Annotated in this window: 19 protein-coding genes; 6 read left to right on the top strand and 13 right to left on the bottom strand. The window is 65.0% G+C overall.

The genetic code is table 11. From position 1 onward, the window contains the following. Positions 1–6: 6 nt before the first annotated feature. Positions 7–1,308 (top strand): threonine synthase, encoded by a 1,302-nt coding sequence (thrC, locus tag ACG33_RS08520; protein ID WP_066920364.1) that lies wholly within the window; start codon positions 7–9, stop codon positions 1,306–1,308. Beyond that, positions 1,308–1,895, top strand: coding sequence for a nuclease-related domain-containing protein (locus ACG33_RS08515; RefSeq protein ID WP_066920362.1), 588 nt, complete (start codon positions 1,308–1,310; stop codon positions 1,893–1,895). The genes thrC and ACG33_RS08515 overlap by 1 nt, the downstream gene beginning before the upstream one ends. 110 nt (positions 1,896–2,005) lie before the next feature. Here the strand turns inward: ACG33_RS08515 and ACG33_RS08510 are convergent, their stop codons facing one another. Both ACG33_RS08510 and ACG33_RS08505 read right to left on the bottom strand, forming a co-directional pair. Continuing rightward, on the bottom strand, positions 2,006–3,460 hold the full coding sequence (locus ACG33_RS08510; RefSeq protein ID WP_237392595.1) for a M20/M25/M40 family metallo-hydrolase: 1,455 nt from the start codon (positions 3,458–3,460) through the stop codon (positions 2,006–2,008). After that, a complete protein-coding gene (locus ACG33_RS08505) occupies positions 3,457–4,311 on the bottom strand; it encodes a TatD family hydrolase (RefSeq protein ID WP_237392594.1) in 855 nt (284 codons plus the stop codon). Before ACG33_RS08505 ends, ACG33_RS08510 begins: the two co-directional genes overlap by 4 nt. Before the next feature lie 59 nt (positions 4,312–4,370). On the opposite strand from ACG33_RS08505, the gene ACG33_RS08500 reads away from it, so the two are divergent. Continuing rightward, positions 4,371–5,159 carry a M48 family metallopeptidase gene (locus ACG33_RS08500; protein WP_083536622.1) on the top strand — a complete coding sequence of 263 codons (789 nt, stop codon included), beginning with the start codon at positions 4,371–4,373 and terminating at the stop codon, positions 5,157–5,159. Between the two features lie 145 nt (positions 5,160–5,304). Next, on the top strand, positions 5,305–5,670 hold the full coding sequence (locus ACG33_RS08495; protein WP_066920357.1) for a hypothetical protein: 366 nt from the start codon (positions 5,305–5,307) through the stop codon (positions 5,668–5,670). Between the two features lie 190 nt (positions 5,671–5,860). Here the strand turns inward: ACG33_RS08495 and ACG33_RS08490 are convergent, their stop codons facing one another. From ACG33_RS08490 to ACG33_RS08470, 5 genes are read right to left on the bottom strand one after another with little or no spacing between them, the layout of a single operon-like run. Beyond that, positions 5,861–6,844, bottom strand: a complete 984-nt coding sequence (locus ACG33_RS08490; RefSeq protein ID WP_066920355.1) for an FAD:protein FMN transferase — start codon at positions 6,842–6,844, stop codon at positions 5,861–5,863. After that, positions 6,825–9,032, bottom strand: coding sequence for a PepSY domain-containing protein (locus tag ACG33_RS08485; protein ID WP_066920353.1), 2,208 nt, complete (start codon positions 9,030–9,032; stop codon positions 6,825–6,827). Before ACG33_RS08485 ends, ACG33_RS08490 begins: the two co-directional genes overlap by 20 nt. Before the next feature lie 21 nt (positions 9,033–9,053). Continuing rightward, positions 9,054–9,524: a DUF2271 domain-containing protein gene (locus tag ACG33_RS08480; RefSeq protein ID WP_066920351.1), complete on the bottom strand. Its 471-nt coding sequence runs from the start codon at positions 9,522–9,524 to the stop codon at positions 9,054–9,056. Positions 9,525–9,575: 51 nt separating this feature from the next. Next, on the bottom strand, positions 9,576–10,844 hold the full coding sequence (locus tag ACG33_RS08475) for a ferredoxin reductase family protein (protein ID WP_066920349.1): 1,269 nt from the start codon (positions 10,842–10,844) through the stop codon (positions 9,576–9,578). A gap of 10 nt (positions 10,845–10,854) precedes the next feature. After that, a complete protein-coding gene (locus ACG33_RS08470) occupies positions 10,855–11,247 on the bottom strand; it encodes a PepSY domain-containing protein (RefSeq protein ID WP_083536621.1) in 393 nt (130 codons plus the stop codon). A 129-nt stretch (positions 11,248–11,376) separates the two neighbouring features. On the opposite strand from ACG33_RS08470, the gene ACG33_RS08465 reads away from it, so the two are divergent. Both ACG33_RS08465 and ACG33_RS08460 read left to right on the top strand, forming a co-directional pair. Further along, positions 11,377–12,036, top strand: a complete 660-nt coding sequence (locus ACG33_RS08465; protein ID WP_066920347.1) for a response regulator transcription factor — start codon at positions 11,377–11,379, stop codon at positions 12,034–12,036. Then, complete coding sequence (locus ACG33_RS08460) at positions 12,033–13,418, top strand: ATP-binding protein (RefSeq protein ID WP_066920345.1); 1,386 nt, start codon at positions 12,033–12,035, stop codon at positions 13,416–13,418. The genes ACG33_RS08465 and ACG33_RS08460 overlap by 4 nt, the downstream gene beginning before the upstream one ends. Before the next feature lie 8 nt (positions 13,419–13,426). Here the strand turns inward: ACG33_RS08460 and ACG33_RS08455 are convergent, their stop codons facing one another. The 6 genes from ACG33_RS08455 to ACG33_RS08430 are packed head-to-tail and all read right to left on the bottom strand — an operon-like array spanning position 13,427 to position 18,363. Continuing rightward, a complete protein-coding gene (locus ACG33_RS08455; RefSeq protein WP_066920343.1) occupies positions 13,427–13,669 on the bottom strand; it encodes a DUF2274 domain-containing protein in 243 nt (80 codons plus the stop codon). Then, positions 13,666–14,940 carry a TrbI/VirB10 family protein gene (locus tag ACG33_RS08450; RefSeq protein ID WP_066920341.1) on the bottom strand — a complete coding sequence of 425 codons (1,275 nt, stop codon included), beginning with the start codon at positions 14,938–14,940 and terminating at the stop codon, positions 13,666–13,668. Before ACG33_RS08450 ends, ACG33_RS08455 begins: the two co-directional genes overlap by 4 nt. A 2-nt stretch (positions 14,941–14,942) precedes the next feature. Then, a complete protein-coding gene (gene trbG / locus ACG33_RS08445; RefSeq protein WP_066920339.1) occupies positions 14,943–15,935 on the bottom strand; it encodes a P-type conjugative transfer protein TrbG in 993 nt (330 codons plus the stop codon). Further along, a complete protein-coding gene (trbF, locus tag ACG33_RS08440; RefSeq protein ID WP_066920337.1) occupies positions 15,932–16,636 on the bottom strand; it encodes a conjugal transfer protein TrbF in 705 nt (234 codons plus the stop codon). Before trbF ends, trbG begins: the two co-directional genes overlap by 4 nt. 24 nt (positions 16,637–16,660) lie before the next feature. Then, a complete protein-coding gene (gene trbL, locus ACG33_RS08435) occupies positions 16,661–18,028 on the bottom strand; it encodes a P-type conjugative transfer protein TrbL (RefSeq protein ID WP_066920335.1) in 1,368 nt (455 codons plus the stop codon). Continuing rightward, complete coding sequence (locus tag ACG33_RS08430; RefSeq protein WP_066920333.1) at positions 18,025–18,363, bottom strand: hypothetical protein; 339 nt, start codon at positions 18,361–18,363, stop codon at positions 18,025–18,027. The genes trbL and ACG33_RS08430 overlap by 4 nt, the downstream gene beginning before the upstream one ends.

Raw genomic sequence — 18,363 nt, 5'->3', positions numbered from 1 at the left:
TAGACCATGCAGTACATAAGCACGCGCGACGAGACGCAGAAATTGACGCTCAGCGAGGCCATTGCACGCGGCATCGCCCCGGATGGCGGCCTGTATGTGCCGGAGCGTTTTCCCCGCTTCCTCAACAGCAACTTCGAGGGCGAGAGTGAAATCGCGGGCATCGGACCACTGCTGCTTGCTCCGTTTGCCGAGGATGATTCCCTGGCGGATGAATTGTCGGTGATCTGCCGGGAAGCTTTCGATTTTCCCGTGCCGCTGCTGCCTCTGGAAGGCGCCCCGGCGCCCGCCTCGGTGCTGGAGCTGTTTCATGGGCCTACTTGCGCATTCAAGGATATCGGCGCACGTTTTCTCGCGGCCTGCCTGCAGCGCATCCGCAAGGAGGCGCCGCGTAAACTGACGATTCTGGTGGCGACCTCCGGCGATACCGGCGGGGCGGTCGCGGCCGCCTTCCACGACAGACCCTGGGTCGATGTCGTCGTTTTGTATCCCAAGGGGTTGGTGTCGGAGCGGCAGGCGCAGCAACTGGCCTGTTGGGGCGGCAATGTGCGTACCTTCGCAGTGCACGGCACATTCGATGACTGCCAGCGCATGGTCAAGGAGGCCTTTCAAGATCCTTCCCTGGCCCAGACTCACCAGCTGTCCTCCGCCAACAGTATCAATATCGGCCGCCTGCTGCCGCAGATGACCTATTACGCCAAGGCGGGTCTGGAGGTATGGCGTCAAACCGGCCAGCGCGCCAATTTCATCATCCCGACCGGTAATCTGGGCAATGCACTTGCCTGTCTGTGGGCGCGCCACGTGGGCCTGCCGATCGGCGAGATCGTTTTGGCCACCAACGCCAACCAGACCATCACCGAGTACCTGCACAGCGGCGAATGGCAACCGCGCGCCAGCGTGCCGACGCTGGCCTCGGCAATGGACGTGGGCAACCCAAGCAACATGGAACGCCTGCGCCATTTGCACGCCGACTTCGAGACGTTGCAAGGCCAGGTCAGCGCATTCAGCGTGGACGATACCGAGATTCGCAGCACGATTCGTCGTGATGCGCACGAGCTGAACCAGCTGTGGTGCCCGCATTCCGCGACCGCGGCCGAGGTGTTCCGCCGCCTGATATCTCGCGGCGCACGCGGCCATTGGGTGATCGTCGCGACTGCCCATCCAGCCAAGTTCAACGATATCGTGGAGCCGCATGCCGGACGCGAGGTGCCGGTTCCGTCCAGCCTGGCGCGTCTGCTGGCCCTGCCACGCCAGGAAATGGAGCTGCAACCGACCTTACAGGCGCTGCGTACGCAGATGCAGCAAGTCTGATGTTGTCGCTACCGGAACATCTTCTAGGCTGGGCCTGGATCGCCGGCGTTCTCCTGGTCCTGGTCGCCGCTGCCGTGTGGGCATGTCTGCTGCTGCGTGCCTGGCGCGCGCGCCAGGCCATCGACGTAGCGATTGCGCAAATTGCCTACGAGATATTGAAGGACGTGCTGATTCCCAACGGAATGGACGGGCAGATTCATGTTCCTTATTTGTTGTTGACACAACGCGGCGTGCTGGTCGCCGAATTGCTGGATCTGCCCGGAGCGATTTTCGGCGGCGATCAAATGATCGAATGGACCGCAATCGGCAGAAAGCGCCGTTATACCTTTGCCAATCCGCAACATGCCTTATACGACCGCGTGGCCGCGGTGCGCCTGCTGACGGGTGAGGTGCCGGTCGAAGGCCGGCTGATCTTTACCACCCGCAGCGAATTTCCGAAGGGCCGGCCTCGCAATGTATTGCGCATCGATGACCTCATTGCAGAATTTCCTGCCGTCGACCGGACTCGTGGCAATATCACCGCAGCCTTCGGCGATGTCTGGGCGAACGTGAAGAAGCACGCCGAGCCGAATCCGCTCGCGACCTGATCGCTCCAGGCCATGCCCGGCGCCTGAGCCATATCCGGCGTCCGAGCCACATCCAGCTTTTGAGCCACGCCAGACACCCGGATTACTGCCGGCACCGGGCCGATCTTCGCTCAGGCGGCTCGCGCGTGTGCCGCCACGACATGGGCGACGCAGGCCGTGACTTTCTTGCCCGTGGCGATTTCCAGGAATTCGTTCGGCCCATGAGCATTGGCATGCGGGCCGAGCACCCCCGTCACCAGGAACTGAGTGCCCGGATAGCGTTCGCTCAGCATGCCCATGAAGGGAATGCTGCCGCCGACACCCATGTACATCGCGTCCTTGCCGAAGTAGGCTTGCGAGGCGCCTTGTATCGCGTTCGCCAGCCAAGGAGCGCTGGCCGGCGCATCCCATCCGCCGGTCGCCGGCTCAGACTCGAAGCGTACATCGGCGCCGCAGGGCGGATCGTGTTCCAGGGTCTGTGCAATCGCCCGTGCGGCAACTTGTGGATTGACGCCGGGAGGCAGGCGAAACGAAAGTTTCAGGCTGGTGCCGGGACGCAATACATTGCCGGCATCCTGCAACGAAGGGAGCCCTGCCGCGCCGATGGTGGACAGCGTCGGGCGCCAGGTGCTGTTCAGCAACAACTCGGCAGGATCGTCGCTGACCGGCTGCATGTTTTCCACCAGCGGCAGCTTGTCGTAAACCTGTGTTCCCAGCACCTTGGCCGCGGCCTGTGCCTGCCTGCGCCGCTCCTCGGGAATGGCGACGTACAGAGCATCGATCAACCGGCCGGTCTGCGCGTTCTCGATACGCTCCAGCAGCGAGCGGATGATGCGAAAACTGGAGGGTACGATGCCGCTGGCCATGCCCGAGTGCACCCCCTCGCTCAATATCTCGACCCGCAGCGTGCCGATGAGATTGCCGCGCAGCGAGGTCGTGCACCAGAACTGCTCGTAGTTGCCGCATTCCGCATCCAGGCAGACGACCAGCGACACCGCGCCGATGCGCTCATGCAAGGCATCGATGTAGACGGGCAGGTCCGGGCTGCCGCTTTCCTCGCTGGCTTCGATGATGATGACACAACGGGCATACGCGATACCCTGCTCGGCCAGGGCACGCAGTGCCGTCAGGCAGCCGAACACCGCGTAACCGTCATCGGCGCCACCACGGCCGTACAGCCGTCCGTCGCGAATCACCGGCGTCCAGGGAGCCAGTCCCTCATGCCACCCGGTGAACTCCGGTTGCTTGTCCATATGCCCATACATGAGCACGCATCCGGATGCCGCCGCGTCTGTCCCGGCTCCCGCGCTGGCGGGCACTTCCACGAACAGCAGGGGGCTGCGTCCCGGCAGGCGCATGATTTCCACCTGCATGCCCGGCAAGGCCTGCGCCGCGCACCAGCCGCGCAGCAGTTCCGCGGCGCGGTCCATGTGGCCGTGCCGCTCCCAGTCGGGATCGAAGTTTGCCGATTTATTGGGAATACGGATGTATTCGCACAAGGCCGGCAGGACCGATTCGTCCCATGCAGCCTCGACATATCGCATCAGCCGCTGCGCATCGATGCCTGTTTCGCCGCCGGTATTCATTCTTCCACCTCCGTGGGTCGATCGACCCATTCGAACAGTCTCAATGCGTTGCGCGTCGTGATCGACGCGAGTTCCTCTGCGGACTGGGCACGGGCCGAGGCGACCGCGGCAAGAACCTGAGGCAGATAGCACGGCTCGTTGCGCCGGCTTTTTGGTCGTGGCTGTAGATCCCGCGGCAGTAGATAAGGTGCATCGGTTTCGATCAACAGCCGCTCGTCGGGAATGTGGCGTACGACGTCTCGCAAGTGCATCCCGCGGCGCTCGTCGCAGATCCAGCCGGTGATGCCGATATGCAGGCCGAGATCGAGGTACGCCTGCGCTTCCTCCAGGCCGGCCGTGAAACAATGCGCGACGCCGCCACTCAGCCGGGGACGATATTCGCGCAGGAGAGCCAGAAAATCGTCATGCGCATCGCGTTGATGCAGGAAAAGCGGCTTGCCCAGGCGCGCAGCCAAGTCGAGCTGGCGCCTGAAGGCTTCGATCTGTGCGGCCGGTGGCGAGAAATTACGATAGTAGTCCAGTCCGCATTCGCCGACCGCGGCCACCTCGGGTGCGGCCGCGAGGCTTTCCAGCTGCGCAAACGCATCATCATCGAGCGTGACGGCGTGATGCGGATGGACGCCGGCAGTACAGCGCAGTCGCACTGGATCACGGCGCACCAGTTCGATGGCATCGCGCGTGCTTTGCAGCGAACTGCCGGTTACCAACAGACGCGTAACGCCGGCGGCGGCAGCGCGCTGGATCACCTCGCTTCGATCATGATCGAAGCTGTCGTGTGCGAGATTGATGCCGATGTCGAACAGTTCGGAGCGGGCAGGTTGACAGTGGTCTGGCGGGATACGGTGCGGCAAGGGAAGCGAGGGCCTATGCTATCGTTTGTCCATGAATTGTAGTTCAAGGGTGAGGCTGCATGACACACCGGGCAGACTCGGCGTATGGAAACGTGCTTCTGGAAATAGGCCCCGGCATGTCCAGCCAGCTGTCATTGTTCGAATCGCCGGAAGCCATGGAGCCGTGGACGGTGCGGGTGAGCCGCAGAGCACGCCGCCTTTCGGTGCGCGTATTTCCTGGCGGGCGGGTGGAAGTGGTCGTGCCGCAAGGCGTCTCGGCGGTTGCCGTTCAGCGCTTCGTGGACCTGCACCGGCAATGGATCCAACGGCGTATCGAAGATTTCTCGACTGTCGCACGACCGTCGCAGGAGCCGCGCCCGGCGCTGATTTCTCTTCCGGCGATTGCCCGGCAATATGACGTCGACTATCGTCGGACATCCGCATCCGTACGCGTTCTCACGGGTGTGGCGGATACCTTGTTGGTGCAAGGAGCGGTGCAGGATGAGCGTGCCGTAGCCGGGGCGTTACGGCGCTGGCTGGTCTCGCTGGCGGAAATCGAATTCAGCCGCTCTCTGCGTGCCGTGGCGCAGCAATGCGAATTGCCCTTTCGCCGCGTCCAAATTCGTCGGCAGCGCACCCGCTGGGGAAGCTGTTCGGCCAGCGGCACCATCAGCCTGAATGTGTGTTTGATGTTCACCTCGCCTGCGGTGCTGCGTTACCTGTTCATTCATGAGCTGTGTCATACCCGCTTCATGAATCATTCCCGGCACTTCTGGTCGCTGGTGGCGAGCTATGAACCGGCGTACCGCCAACTCGATCGTGAGCTGTCGCGCGCCTGGAAGGATGTGCCTTCGTGGATGCTTGCATGACTTTGCGTGCGGCCCGGTTTTCCGGAACGGCGGAGTAATGCCGCCGCGGGCTTGCCGGTCTGGAGACAACGGCCGGTAGAGGTGAAAATGCACTGTCGCCTCTTCAAGGCTGCGAACGCCGGATAGATCGTGCTACAACATACCGATGAGCATCGTTCCCGACACCTTGGAGCCGGAGATTTTTGCGCGCCTGAGTCTGCGTGAAAAGGTGGATTTGCTGCTGCCTGCCTGGCAAAGCTGGTATCCGAGCCTGTTTGATGCCGCCGAAGACCTGGGATTGATCCGGGCACGCGTGTGTGCGCCGGCATCGCTCATGCTGTCCAACCGCCATGCAGCGGTGCAGAACGAAGCATTGCAGGCATTCAAGGAACAATGGTCGGTGGAAGATGAACCCGAGGCGCCAGCGCTGCCGATACGCTTGCAAGGCCGCTCGGTGACACCGTCGCACCCGCCGCGGCGAGACAAAAAAGTTCCGGTGTCAAGTCCTTCGTGCAGATCACGCAGGGCTTGAAACCGCATATGGGACAGCAGGTTAGCTCTTTTCAAGGCCGCTTTGCAGAACTGCGGCTTCGTAGGCTAGGAGCTACATAGGAGCGTCGGGAGAGAAGGATACATCGCACTGCGTCGTGTTGGATTGCTGAGGAACGACGAGCCTGCCGCATCATCATAGCCCACGAATCCGCATTCGTAGCTCGTCGGTTTCAGCATCGAATGGATTGTGCAGTTCGCCGACTTCGGTCCCCAGCCTGGAACAATCCGCATCCTTTTGACAGTAGCCCGCCCCTGCCATCCCGCATCAGGAACAACACGCTCAGTCCCTGTCGCGTGGCGAGTGCCGTGCCGGCTTCGGGGCCGGCCACCATGAGGGCCGTGGCCCAAGCGTCGGCTTCTGCGCAGGTCGGAGCAAGCACGGTGACCGATGCTGGCGAAGACAGCAGCGGCGCGCCTCGCTGCGGGTCCATCGTGTGCGACAAGCGGCGTCCCTGTACCGTCACGCCGTGCCGGTAGTCGCCGGAGGTGGCGACAGCGCCATCGTGTAGGCACAGGATCGAATGCGGCGCGCGGCTGTCTGGGTCGGGCGCTTCGACCGCAATGGTCCATGCCTCGCCATCGGGCCGCAGGCCCAGTGCGCGCATCTCGCCGTCGATGCCGACCAGTCCTGCGGTGATGCCGAAGCTGCGTAGGGTTTGCGCCAGCCGGTCCACCCCGTATCCCTTGGCGATGCCATTCAGGTCAAGCACGATGGCTTCCCGTTTGCGCACCTGGTTGCCCGTCAGTTCCAGCACCTGGTGGGCGGCGCGTCGGGGTGCGGCCAAGGCGCGGCGTATGCCTTCTTCATTGGCGGCTTGCGGGCCGAAGCCCCAGGCTTGCACGGCATCGCCCATACCGATATTGAAGGCTCCGCCGGAAGCGCGCCCGATGGCCAGGCCCAAGGCCAGCACGCGGGCGAGGTCGTCCGGCACCACGGCTGATGTGCCCACCGGCGTCCGGTTCAGGCGCATCAGGTCGCTGTCCGGGTTCCAGGTGGACATCTGCGTATCCACCTCGTCGGTTGCCTGCTGCAAGGCTGCCTGCACCGGGCCAGTGTCGAATCCCGGCGCGGCGAAAAACAGGGCGGACCAGCGCGTGCCCATGGTCGAGCCGTTCAGCGCATGGCGGATCAGTTCAGTAGATGTCTTCGACATAGCGGTCCCCGACCTTGAGCATTGCAGGCGTCAACCCGGTTGGCTTCAGGATGTCGGTCAGTGCATCGGCCACACCGCGCGCCATGTCCCGCCCTCCGCACACCATGATCCTGGCGCCCTGGCTGATGGCAGCCGTGATCCGTGGCGCTTGCTGTCGCAGGGCGTCCTGCACGTACTGCGGCCGCTCCCCGCGCGAGACTGCGATGGACAGGTGAGCCAGCTTGCCATCGGCCTGCCAGTCCGACAGCTCATTGCGATAGAGAAAATCGCTGTCGGGTTGGCGCAGTCCGAAGAACAGATGAACGGGGCGGTGTGACTTGTTGTTGCGGATGAAACCTGCCAGTGGCCCCACCCCGGTGCCTGCTCCGATCAGGATCAGAGGCGTCCGGTCGCGGCCCGCATGGAAGCCCGGATGACGCCGCAAGAACCCCTGGGCCGTCTGGCCGGGCTCCAATTGAGTCAGTTGGCCCGAGGTCAGGCCGCCGACATGCCGGTGCACGACGATTTCGATGAAACCGTCCCGTGATCCCGATGCCAGGGAATACAGGCGAGGAACCGCCGAGCCTTCGGGCACGATGCCCAGCAAGTCGCCTGGCTCGAATTGCGTGAAGCGCTGGCCTGCCAGGCGCTGCCAGAGCGAAGCCTTGGGCAGCGCGAAGCGCAGGATCGACATCGGCGCCTGCACCGCCGCGCCGTAGTCATGGCGCTCCAGCAAGGTCAGCGTCTGGGTGGCCGGAAGATCCGGTTGGTGGACGAGTTCCAGTTCGATGCCAAGCGCCTGGCCCAGTATTCGGCCCCAGCGGGCAAAGTCCTGCGGCGACTGGCGGTCGATAGTGTCGAAGGCCATCAGGGCAGGCCAGCCCTTGTTCCGGGCGGCGTTGTCCACAGCGCGGGCGAATGCGCAGAAGGCCGGGAAGCTGCGATCGCCGAAACCCAGTACCGCCAGCGGAGCGGTGGGCACGGTCTCCAGGGTCTGGAGCCGAGCGAGAAAGCCCTTGGCCGAGGCTGGGGCATCGCCCTCGCCATAGGTGGCGGCGAGAATCAGGAAGCGCCGCGCCCGGCGATAGCGTGCGGGCTGGAAGGCTGTCATGGGGGCCACGTGTACCGATTGCCCTGCATCACGCAAGGCGCGGGCCAGCGTCGCGGCAAAACCCCAGGTGCTGCCGCCCTCGGAGCCCACCAGCACGATGGTGTCGGCCTGCGCGGCCGGTGCGTTGCCTGTGAGCTGGGGGCGGTTGCGCCATCCCGGCAGCCACACCAGTACCCCCGTCACGGCCAGTACCGGCACCCCCAGCGCCATCACGCCTAGGAACAGCCCGAGCACGGCAGCGCCCTGCCCGGTGTGCAGCATGTAGATCGTCTCCGACGCGCGTTGCCCGAGGCTCAGGTCCTGCCAGCCCAGCAGGGTGCCGGTTCCCTGATCCACATACCCCATGCCCCGGTCGGTCCTGAGGGTGAACATGTCTTGTGGATCGTCTGGTGCGGGAAAGCTCAGTTCGCGCAGTTCGGCCGCCGGCACAGCGCGCAGGGCTTGCATCTCGGCCAGCGCCAGGCCGGTCTGGCCGCTGACCGTGGCAGGCGTTTCCAGGCTGGCGGCATCGATCGTGACGATCTCGAAGGTTTCGGCCGACATCCACAGTGCGGTCATGGCGGACAGCGCGAGCCCGAGCACCGCCACACGCGCGATATCGGTATGCAGGCGTCCTGCGAGCGGGCCGCGCAGGCGTGCCAACCAGTGTCGCCAGCCTCCCAGGCGACGGACCACCAGCACCACGCCGGAAATGGCCAGCAGCAGCATCGCCAGTGCGCCCGCCGCGACGATCATGCGGCCGGTGTCGCCCAAGAGCAGCGAGCGATGCAAATTGGTGAGCCAGCGCCGCAGCGGATTCGGGTCGGCGCTGGCCACATCGCGGCCTGTGGCCGGGTCGATCACGGCCGAACCGGGCTGGTCGCCATCGAACCACCACGCACTGATCTGCCCCGAGGGTGCGCGCTTGATCTGTTCCAGGCCGGGATGAGCCGCTTGCACCCGCGCGGCCAGATCGGCCACTGTCAGCGTGACATCGGGTTGCAAGCTTCGAGCGCTCTCCAGCGCCGGAAAGAGCGAGAGTGCCGCGCCGCTCAGCGCCGTGACAAACAGCAGGACGGCCAGTACGAGGCCCAGCCAGCGGTGCAGGATACGCATCATCGCGGCAGCTTCCGATCAGGATCAGAGGCCGTAGCTGAAGCCGGCGACATAGCGCCGCCCGGCGACGGGCTTGCCAGCCCCGGCGGTCGTCAGTGGCACCGAAACGTCACGTGGACTGTCCTGCATATCCTCTACGGCGGCATCCACGTTCAGCTTGTAGCCCGCATCGAACAGGGCATCGGCCAGGTCCACCGTCACCTTCAGGCTGCGGCCTGCGCCCACGCTGGCACCGGTGATGCCATCGATCTGCGAGCGGTTGCCGCCGGTCGCGCGATACCAGTCCGGCAGGTGCTTGTAATACTTCGATTTCTCACCCGCGACCCACAGTGTGCGCACATAGGCGCCGTTTGCATCGGTCAGGTACAGCGCTAGATAGGCGCCATTGCCTCCATAGTTCTTGAGCGTGGTGGTCAAGGTGACCGGACGTGCCGCAGCCAGGTTGGGCAGCGCCATGGCTGCGGACAGGGCCAGGCAAGAGACGAGCTTTTTCATGATGATTCCTTCGCAAGTAGAACGATGTCGTTCGTGGAGGTGCGGGCGCCTCTAGCGCAGCGCGAACACCTCGTGATGAACGCGACGCGGGCGCTGCCCCGTCGCCTGGAGTCCCGACACGACCGCATCACGCAGGCCAGCCGGTCCGCAATAAAACAGCTCCGATTCGCACAGCGGGAAGGGCACCAACTGGATTAGCCGTTGCGCTGTCAAGCACCCGTCTTCGGCGCTGGCCATGACATGCACCGTCAGGCCAGGATGGCGTGCGGCAATGGTCGCCAAGCGCTCTGCGGCGAAAGCTTCGGGTCGCGTCGTCACCACCCAGACCAGAGCGATCTCCTGCTGATCGGCATCGGTCAATGCCTCGGCCCAGGCCAGGAAAGGTGTGATGCCGATGCCGCCGGCCAGCCATACCTGGCGCCGCACGCGCCTGCGGAAAACGAACCGACCATAAGGCCCCTCGACCCGCAGGCGCTTACCGGGTGACAGACGTTCGGGCAGACGCCGGGTCCAGTTGCCCAGGGATTTGATGGCGAAGCGGAGGCGACCGTCCGCACTCGGTGCACTTGCTATGGTGAAGGGATGAGCCTCGGCCATCCCCACATCGGAGGCCGACAGGAAGGCGAACTGACCCGGCCGCCAGCGCAGGGCTCGCCCTTCTGGGCGCAGCGTCATTTCCGCGACCGTTCCGTGCTGGTCGATGTTCTCCAGCACAAATGCACGCGGACGCAGGTACGGTGCGACGAACTGCATGAACAGCCAAGCCGCCAACCCTGCCAGGCTCAAGGCGTTCAGGTACAGGCCCAGCGTGCCATCCAGGCCGGCAGGCTGATCGATGGCAAGCTGGTGGAATGCGGCGACGGCAAACAGAAGCCCTGTGAAGCGGTGAGTGAAGCGCCAGATCGGCCAGGGCAACTCCAGTCGAGTGAAGGGAATCCGCTTGATCCAACTGATCAGGATCAGCCCGATGAGGCCATTGAATGCGACTTCACCGACGTCCGAAGCAAATTCCCCCAGTCGCGTTTCGCGCACGACACCTTCTAGCTCGGGCTCGAAGGTGTTGTGCCCGATCATCAGGGCCAGTGCGGCAATTCCCAGCCATTTGTGAACCTCATACATCCGATCGAGCCCCCCAAACAGGGGTTCGGCCCAACGCGGGCGGGCGGACAAGACCAAGGCCAGACTCATGGCAGTAATGGATGCCGCGCCCAGTGCAATGCCTATTGCGACGTCCGCACCATAGGGCGCATAAGTCTGTGCACCGAGCATGGCCGCGTACAGAACGGCCAGGGTGGCCAATATCGGTCCCGTCAGGTACATGGCGCACTCCTTAGCGCGTGCCCTCCGGCGCCGCCGGGGCGGGCGGGCGCCGCGATTTGTCATCAGAGGGCTTACCCGTCTTGGCCGCTTGACCTCGCCCAGCAGGCAGGTAGCGCGACGAGTCGGCGCCAGAGCGGAAGCGGACCTCCAGTTTCTGGACCGCGAGCGACGCCGGGTCGATCTTCAAACGAATCTGGTTGCCGTCACCGTCCCGGCCACGGACTTCGTAGCAGCCATCGTCGATGCGCAGGCGCTCTGTCGTGATGCCCAGTTCGGTTGCACGGGCCGTAACGGTTTCGCGGGACTGCCATTCGGCCATGGGACGGTGGCAATCGTCGTCAGCCAGCGCGGCGCCAGAGGCGGTCAGCGCGATCACTACGGCAATCGGCAGGAATGTTTTCATGGTGAGCTCCTTTATCCTTGATGGCTTGAGGATGCTCTGCCAACGTGACCGCAGCCTGAGCCCTGAGCGAAAATTGCTTCAGGTTGCCGTCAGGTATGCCGTTGCGTTGGCCCATAGAGGAAAGGTTCAATGCGTGTCCTGCTGATTGAAGACGATGACGTGCTGGGCGCAGCCGTGCGCGACCAGATCGCGAGCGATGGTCATTCCGTGGATTGGGTGCGTCGCCTCGATGCCGCGGACCATGCGATCGCGGGCGTGCCTTACGACCTCGTCCTGCTGGACCTGATGTTGCCCGATGGCCGGGGCACTCCCTTCCTGCGACGCCTGCGCGCGCGGGGCGCGGCCACGCCGGTCATCATCCTGACGGCCCTCGATCAGGTGTCAGACCGGATCGAGGGACTGAATGCCGGTGCCGACGACTATCTCGTGAAGCCCTTTGATCTGGCCGAGTTGTCGGCGCGCATCGGATCGGTTGCACGTCGATACAGCGGCAACCCCAATCCCATCGTCATCCATGGACCACTCCAGATCGATCTGGCCGCGCGCAGCATCCGCCGTGACGGCCGCCTGGTGCCGCTGACGGCGCGCGAATGGGCGTTGTTCGAGGCATTCCTGTCCCGACCCGGCCAGTTGCTCTCGAAAGCGCAACTGGAGGAAAAGCTTTATGCCTTCGATGCCGAAGTGGAGAGCAACGCCATCGAGGTGCATGTCAGCCGCCTGCGCAAGAAACTGGGCGCCGAGATCATCGTGACCGAACGCGGACTAGGCTATCGGTTGGGGCAGGCATGAGGATGCCCGCAAGCCTGCAGCGGCGCTTGGGGCTTTCGCTGGGAGTCCTGCTGACGGGGCTCTGGATCGGTGCCGCTTCGGTGACGGCGGTCCTGGCGCGCAATGCCATCGAGGAAGTATTTGACTCGGCCCTCCAGGAAACGGCGCAGCGAATCCTGCCGCTGGCCGTCGCGGACGTCCTTGGGCGTGAGGAAGAAGGGGTGACCCAGCGCCTGGCCGAAATCCGCGAGCACAACGAACTGCTCACCTATGCCGTGCGCGATGCCCAAGGACGCATCCTGCTGCTTTCGCACGACGCCAACCCGGTGGTCTTCCCTCATTGGAGTGGCATCGGATTCAGTCAGTCCACAACCCACCGCTTCTACAGCGAAGAGACACTGCAAGGCTCTATCCGGCTCACTGTCGCCGAACCGCTAGCGCATCGCATGGTCGTGGCGCGTGAAATCCAGATGGGTTTGGTTCTGCCCTTGTTGATTTTTCTGCCCATTGCGCTGCTGGCCATCGTGCTGACCGTGCGTACGACCCTGGCTCCCTTGCGGCGCTTTCGTGAACGGCTGGCGGCACGTGGGGTACGCGATCTGTCGCTGGTCCCGGCGGATGAACTGCCGGCAGAGGTCGCGCCGGTGGCCGACACCCTCAATGGCTTGCTCGGGCGACTCGGCGCCGCCTTCGAGGCCGAGCGCAGCTTCGCTGCCAATGCCGCCCATGAACTGCGCACGCCGCTGGCGGGTGCCATCGCGCAGGCCCAGCGCTTGCAGGCAGAGACGGGCGAGCCGGCGACAAAGGCCCGCGCGTCCGATATCGAAGCGACACTCAAGCGCCTGACGCGACTCTCCGAACGCTTGATGCAATTGGCACGGGCCGAAGGCGGACGGCTGCGCCTGGAACACGTCTCGGATCTGCGGCCCGTCGCGCGCATCCTGACCGACGAGTTGTCTCGCACGGCGGGCGCGGATCGAATCTCCCTGTCGCTGCCGACCGATCCTCTGATGTCGGATCTCGATCCCGACGTGTTCTCGATCCTCTATCGCAACCTCGTCGAAAACGCCCTGCGCCATGGCGCGGACGGCACGCCCATCCATGTTTCGCTGGCCAGCGACGGCGTACTGACGGTCGCCAACGATGGGCCTGTCGTGCCGAACGAAACCCTTGCCCGGTTGGCGGACCGATTCGAGCGCGCGGGAAAGCTCAGGGATGGCAGTGGTCTTGGGCTGGCGATCGTTCATGCGATTGCCCAGCGCATCGGCAGTGCGCTGGTCCTGAAGTCGCCGAGGCCCGGACAGGATTCAGGCGTCGAGGCATGCCTGACTCTTCCCACTACGATGAGTGATAATAACCTGTTGATCGACTTGGGCAGTCGTTTTGGCAATTCGCCGAGCTGAATACACGGTCAGCCTGGCTTGGGAGCCACGGTCTTGCCTGCGCTTCCCTTCCTGAACCCCCGATCTCCGGCCATGAAGGCTTCCAGCATGTGCGGGATCAGTGTCGCCGCATCGACCACTTCGCCATAGGTCTGCGCGTGCAGCGCGGCGTACTGGTCGAGCTTGGTTTTCAGGCTGGCCGGGCAAGCAAAGGCCAGCTTCGTGGATTCCATTTTCGGCAGCGGCCCGAGCCGCAGCTTGCGCGTCGTCATCGTGAAGCCCCCCGGTTGAAGAAAAGTGGTTGGTACGGCCGCAGCACCAAATCACGGTTGACGATGATCCTCACCGGCAAGCCCGGCCGCGCCGTCAAAGTCGGCTGGATGTTGAGATTGCGCCTCGTCACCTCCTGCCCGACCTGGTTCACCGTGTCCTGCACTCCGTCGCGCCCGGCAATGACGATGCGGTTGCTGTCCTGGCGGTTCTCCGGCGCGGCCAGTTCGGCACCTACGCCCAGCAGTGTCGTCAGCACGGCGCCCGCGAAAACCCGATCCCAGTGCCAATCGACGCCATCCTCCAGGCCGGCATAGCCGGCCGGGTCAGTCCCGACAAGGTTATCGATGGTCAGTGATGACGCATCGGGCAGGATGATCCGATTCCACACGACCTGCACACGGCTCTGCCCGTAGCTAACCCGGCTGTTGTGCTTGCCCATGATGCGCGATCCCTGCGGGATCAACAGAATCGTGCCAGTGGCTGAGTCAAAGACAGTCTCCGTCACCATAGCGACAATGTCGCCCGGCAGGTCGGAGTTGATGCCCGTAACCAAGGCTGCCGGAATCACCGTGCTGGCCATCACCTGATACGGCGAGGCCGGCAGTTGCAGGTGGCCGGAATTGCGGGTTTCCGTAGAGCCGCTTTTCAGGAACGCCTCTTTCTGGCCTTGCCCGTTCTGCACGGCGGTCGGGTCGGTCGGCTGGGCCGCCGCCGAGGCTGGCCCGGCGGCGAGTGGGTCGAAAGCCGCGAGCGCACTGGCAGCACCAGGAGCACCCGGCGCAGCTTGCGCCACCGTGCCGGCGGCTTGACCTTGGCCACCTGAACGGAAGAACACCGATGAGGCCGCCGCCGCTTCGGCCTCCTTGCGCAGCGCATCGTTCGGGTCATGGCCGGGGGCCGCGTAGGCGGCTGTCACCGGCTGCTGCGAGTTCACGATGGCCGGGCCAAGATCACCGGGCAACGGCGGCCCCAGCTCGGGCACCTTTGGCGGCAGCTTCGAGTAGTCGGCCGGCAAGCCGTCCAGCCCTTCGGACTTGCTCACGCGGTCGACGTTGTAAAGCTCGGTCTGCTCGCCCGCGCCGCGCCGCTGCGGTTGCAACGACCAGATGGTGGCCCCGAGCACGGCGACCGACAGACCGCCGACGAGGACAGCCAGCGTGCGCCGGTTCAACCGGGTCACAGCACGCGGCGGGGCGCGCAGCGCCACCGCCTCGGGCGCGACCTTGCCCGCCTGCGGCGTGGCAAGGTCGGGAGTGTCGTCCTGGCTCATGGTCAGTTCCTCCGCGCCACGCCATCCGTGCGTTCGATACGCACCACGTCGCCGCCATCATCACCCAGGCGCAGTTCGGCAGCGCCGAACAGCCGATCCACGATGTAGTACGGCGGGCGGAAGCGGTAGTTCACCAGTTGCCCGTCGCCCTGCGCGCCGATCACGAACAGCGGTGGCAGCTCGCCTTGCGCGATGCCGGGCGGGAACTGGATATAGACCTTCTCGCCGTCGTCGAAGGCACGCAGCGGCTTCCACGGCGGATTGCTGCCACTGACTGCGTAGCGGAAGCGGATCTTCTCCAGCGACAGGCCGGTATCGACTGGCGCTGCGGCGTTGGCCGCCTGCGACTGGCGTTGCAAGGCCAGCATCCGGTCTTTCGGGTAATCCCAGGACACCGACGCCATCCACGCCTTTTCCGTGGAAGTCAGTTCCAGCAGGTACGTTCTGCGGCTGGTGGTGATGACCAGGTTTGTCTTGAGGCCCGAACGGATGGGCTTCACCAGCACGTTGACGCGCAGCGCATCGCCGCTACCGCTGGACGTGTCGCCGACGATCCAGCGCACGGTATCGCCTGCGGCCACCGTTACCAGATCCTCGCCCGGCTGCAAGGAAACCACGGTCACGCGCCCCGGCGCGGCATAGACCTGATAAAGCGCGCCATCGGTGAAGGGCCACACCTGAATCGCATTGACGTAGCCCTCGCGCGTGGGCGCGATGCGCGCCTCGGCGTTGGCGCGAGACACGCGCACCTTTTCGTCGGCAGGCTCCGGTGCAGCCGGGGCCACATCCGCCTCGGGCAACGGCTTCAACTGCGCAGGCAATGCCAGCGGTTCGGGCACCGCGACCACTTCCACCGGCGCGGGTGGCTCCGGCAGCGGCTGCGCCTGCACCGGCTCATCGAGCGAAATCACCGGCGGCGGCTTGCCCTGCGTGGCGCAGCCCGAGAGGGCCGCCACGGTCAGCACGAAAGCGTAAAAGCGAAAAGGCAGGTTCATGGCTTTGCTCCTTCGGAAGAATCCAGTTCACGGCTCCACGACAGGCCGTTGACGTAGATGCCCAACGGGTTCTTGCGCAGGCGCTGTTCGGTGCGCGGGGTTTGCAGGACGGTGGACAGCACGGCGTTCCAGCGTTCGGTGCCGGCGGGTGCGCCGTTGACGAACCGCTGTTCCGTCCAGCGCACGTTGAAAGATGTATCGCTGGCGCGGACAACGCTGGTGATCTGCACCGTCACCGACTCCCTGCCGATGCGCGCGAACGGGTCGTTCTTGCTGGCGTAGTCGTTGAGCAGCGCCGCGCCCTTGTCCGTGGTGTAGTCGTAAGCATCCAGCCAGTTCTGCCGCACCACGATGGGGTCGATGGACAGTGAGCGCACCATCCCGATAAAGCGCGCCAGGTGATGCGCGATCTGCGCATCGGCGGGCCGGTACGGCGTGGCGGCTTCGCCCACGGCGCGCACCTGCCCGGATTGATCGACCTCGATGACGTAGGGCGTGACGATGGACTGCGCCGAGCGCCACACCAGACCACCCGCCATCAGCAGCGCAAGCGTGAGGCAGCCGAAGGCCATCAATCGCCAGTTCTTCGCCTGCACGCGGGCCGAGCCGATGCGCTCGTCCCACACCTGCGCGGCGGATTGATACGGCGTGGCAGGCTGCGGCGTGTCGGCATAGCGCACCTGCGGCTTCTTGAATCGCATGGTCAGTTCTCCTTATGAGTCGCATCAGTCATCGGTGCCGCGCAGGCTCGGGCCTTGGCCCGAACCGCCGCCATCGCCCCCACGCAGCGTGTGGGCGGTGGTGGTCGCGGCATGGGTGAGTTGCTGCCTGCGATGCAGGCGCTTGGCCCAGGCGGGTTGTGCGTTGGCCGCGACGGCCGCGGCTTCGACTGCGGCGGACTGCCCAGATGCACCAGTTCCAGCGCCAGCGTCGCCGTTCCAGCCCTCCCGGAACGGCGCGGCCATGCGCTGCCCAGCGGCAGAAGCACGCGATGCAGCAGCGCGTCCGGCGGTCTGCGCGCCGGTCTTGGCGACGTTGCCCAGCCCCGCCATCGCGCCCTTGGCACCGCCACCCGCAGCAGCGGAACCGGCCTGGAAGGCCGACTTCGCGCTGCTGGCCGCCGACGTGGCGGCGCGCGCGCCAGTTCCGGCCAGCTTGGCGGCTGCCGGGGCCATGCGCGCACCAGCAGCGACAGCACCACCGACGCCCGTAGCCGCTGCGCCGATAGCCACCGCCGTCCCGGCCGCACCGATGGCGGCACCCGCCATCGCACCCGCGCCAAGCTGCGGCGCACCGGACACGAGGCCCGTGGCGATGCCGGGGCCAAAGATGCCCAGCGCCAGCAGCGCGAGCGAGGCCAGCATCACGACCAGCGCGTGGTCGATGGACGGTTCGGCGGGATGCACCTGAAACTGCGCGAACAGGCCCGAACCGATGCCGACAATCACGGCCAGCACCAAGACCTTGATGCCCGACGACACCACATTGCCCAGCACCTTCTCCGCCAGGAAGCTCGTCTTGTTCCACAGCGCGAACGGAATCAGGACGAAGCCCGCGAGCGTGGTCAGCTTGAACTCGATCAGCGTGATGAAAAGCTGCACTGCCAGCACGAAGAAGCACAGGATCACCACCAGCCAGGCGAGGAACAGCACCACGATCGGGTCGAGGTTAACGAACACCTCGGGGAAGCCGGCAAGGTCGCCGATCTGCTCCAGGATCGGCGCCCCGGCGTCGATGCCGGTCTTGGCGAGCCGGCCCGGCTGCAAGAAGTTCTCCATCGTGATGGCCGAGCCGGTGGCGGTGATGCCCAGCCCGGCGAACGAGCGAAACACGATGCCGGCCAGCCAGTTGAAGTTGCCGATGATGTAGGCGAAAGCACCGACGTAGAGCACCTTGCGCAGCAGCTTGGCGATCACGTCCTCGCCCTGGCCGGTGGCGTGGCTCATGGCCCAATACAGGCCCGCGATGGTCATGTCGATGACGATCAGCGTGGCGGTCAGGAACGCCACTTCGCCTTGCAGCAGCCCGAAACCCGAGTCGATGTAACGCGAGAAGGTATCGAGGAAGCGGTCGATGACCGTCACGTCATTCATGGCGTTCTCTCCGCAGCGGCGAGCGGCGCATCGCCTTCCGGCGCGTCATCGGCGGGCGTGTCGAAGCTCGCCGGAATCGGCGGCAGATCGGCCAGCGTCCGGTATTCGTCCGGCCCAGCTTCGCCGGAAAAGAAGCGCCGCCGGAAGGCTTCGGCGGCAGCGCGGCAAGCGTCCTCGCCCGTGGCCTGCATGACCTGTTGTGGATGGGCCGCGCATTGCGCGCGCAATGCCTTGAGCCGCCCAGGGTCGGCGGCCAGAGCATCGGCGAGGTCGTCGGCCGGCTGCTCGCCGCAGGCGGCCAGCAGCACGGCACCAAGGACGAGGACGCATCGCAT

It is taken from the genome of Steroidobacter denitrificans, assembly GCF_001579945.1.
Classification (GTDB): Bacteria; Pseudomonadota; Gammaproteobacteria; order Steroidobacterales; family Steroidobacteraceae; genus Steroidobacter; species Steroidobacter denitrificans.
The sequence above is the reverse complement of the archived record's forward strand: the minus strand, read 5'-3'. Positions and strand labels throughout refer to the sequence as shown.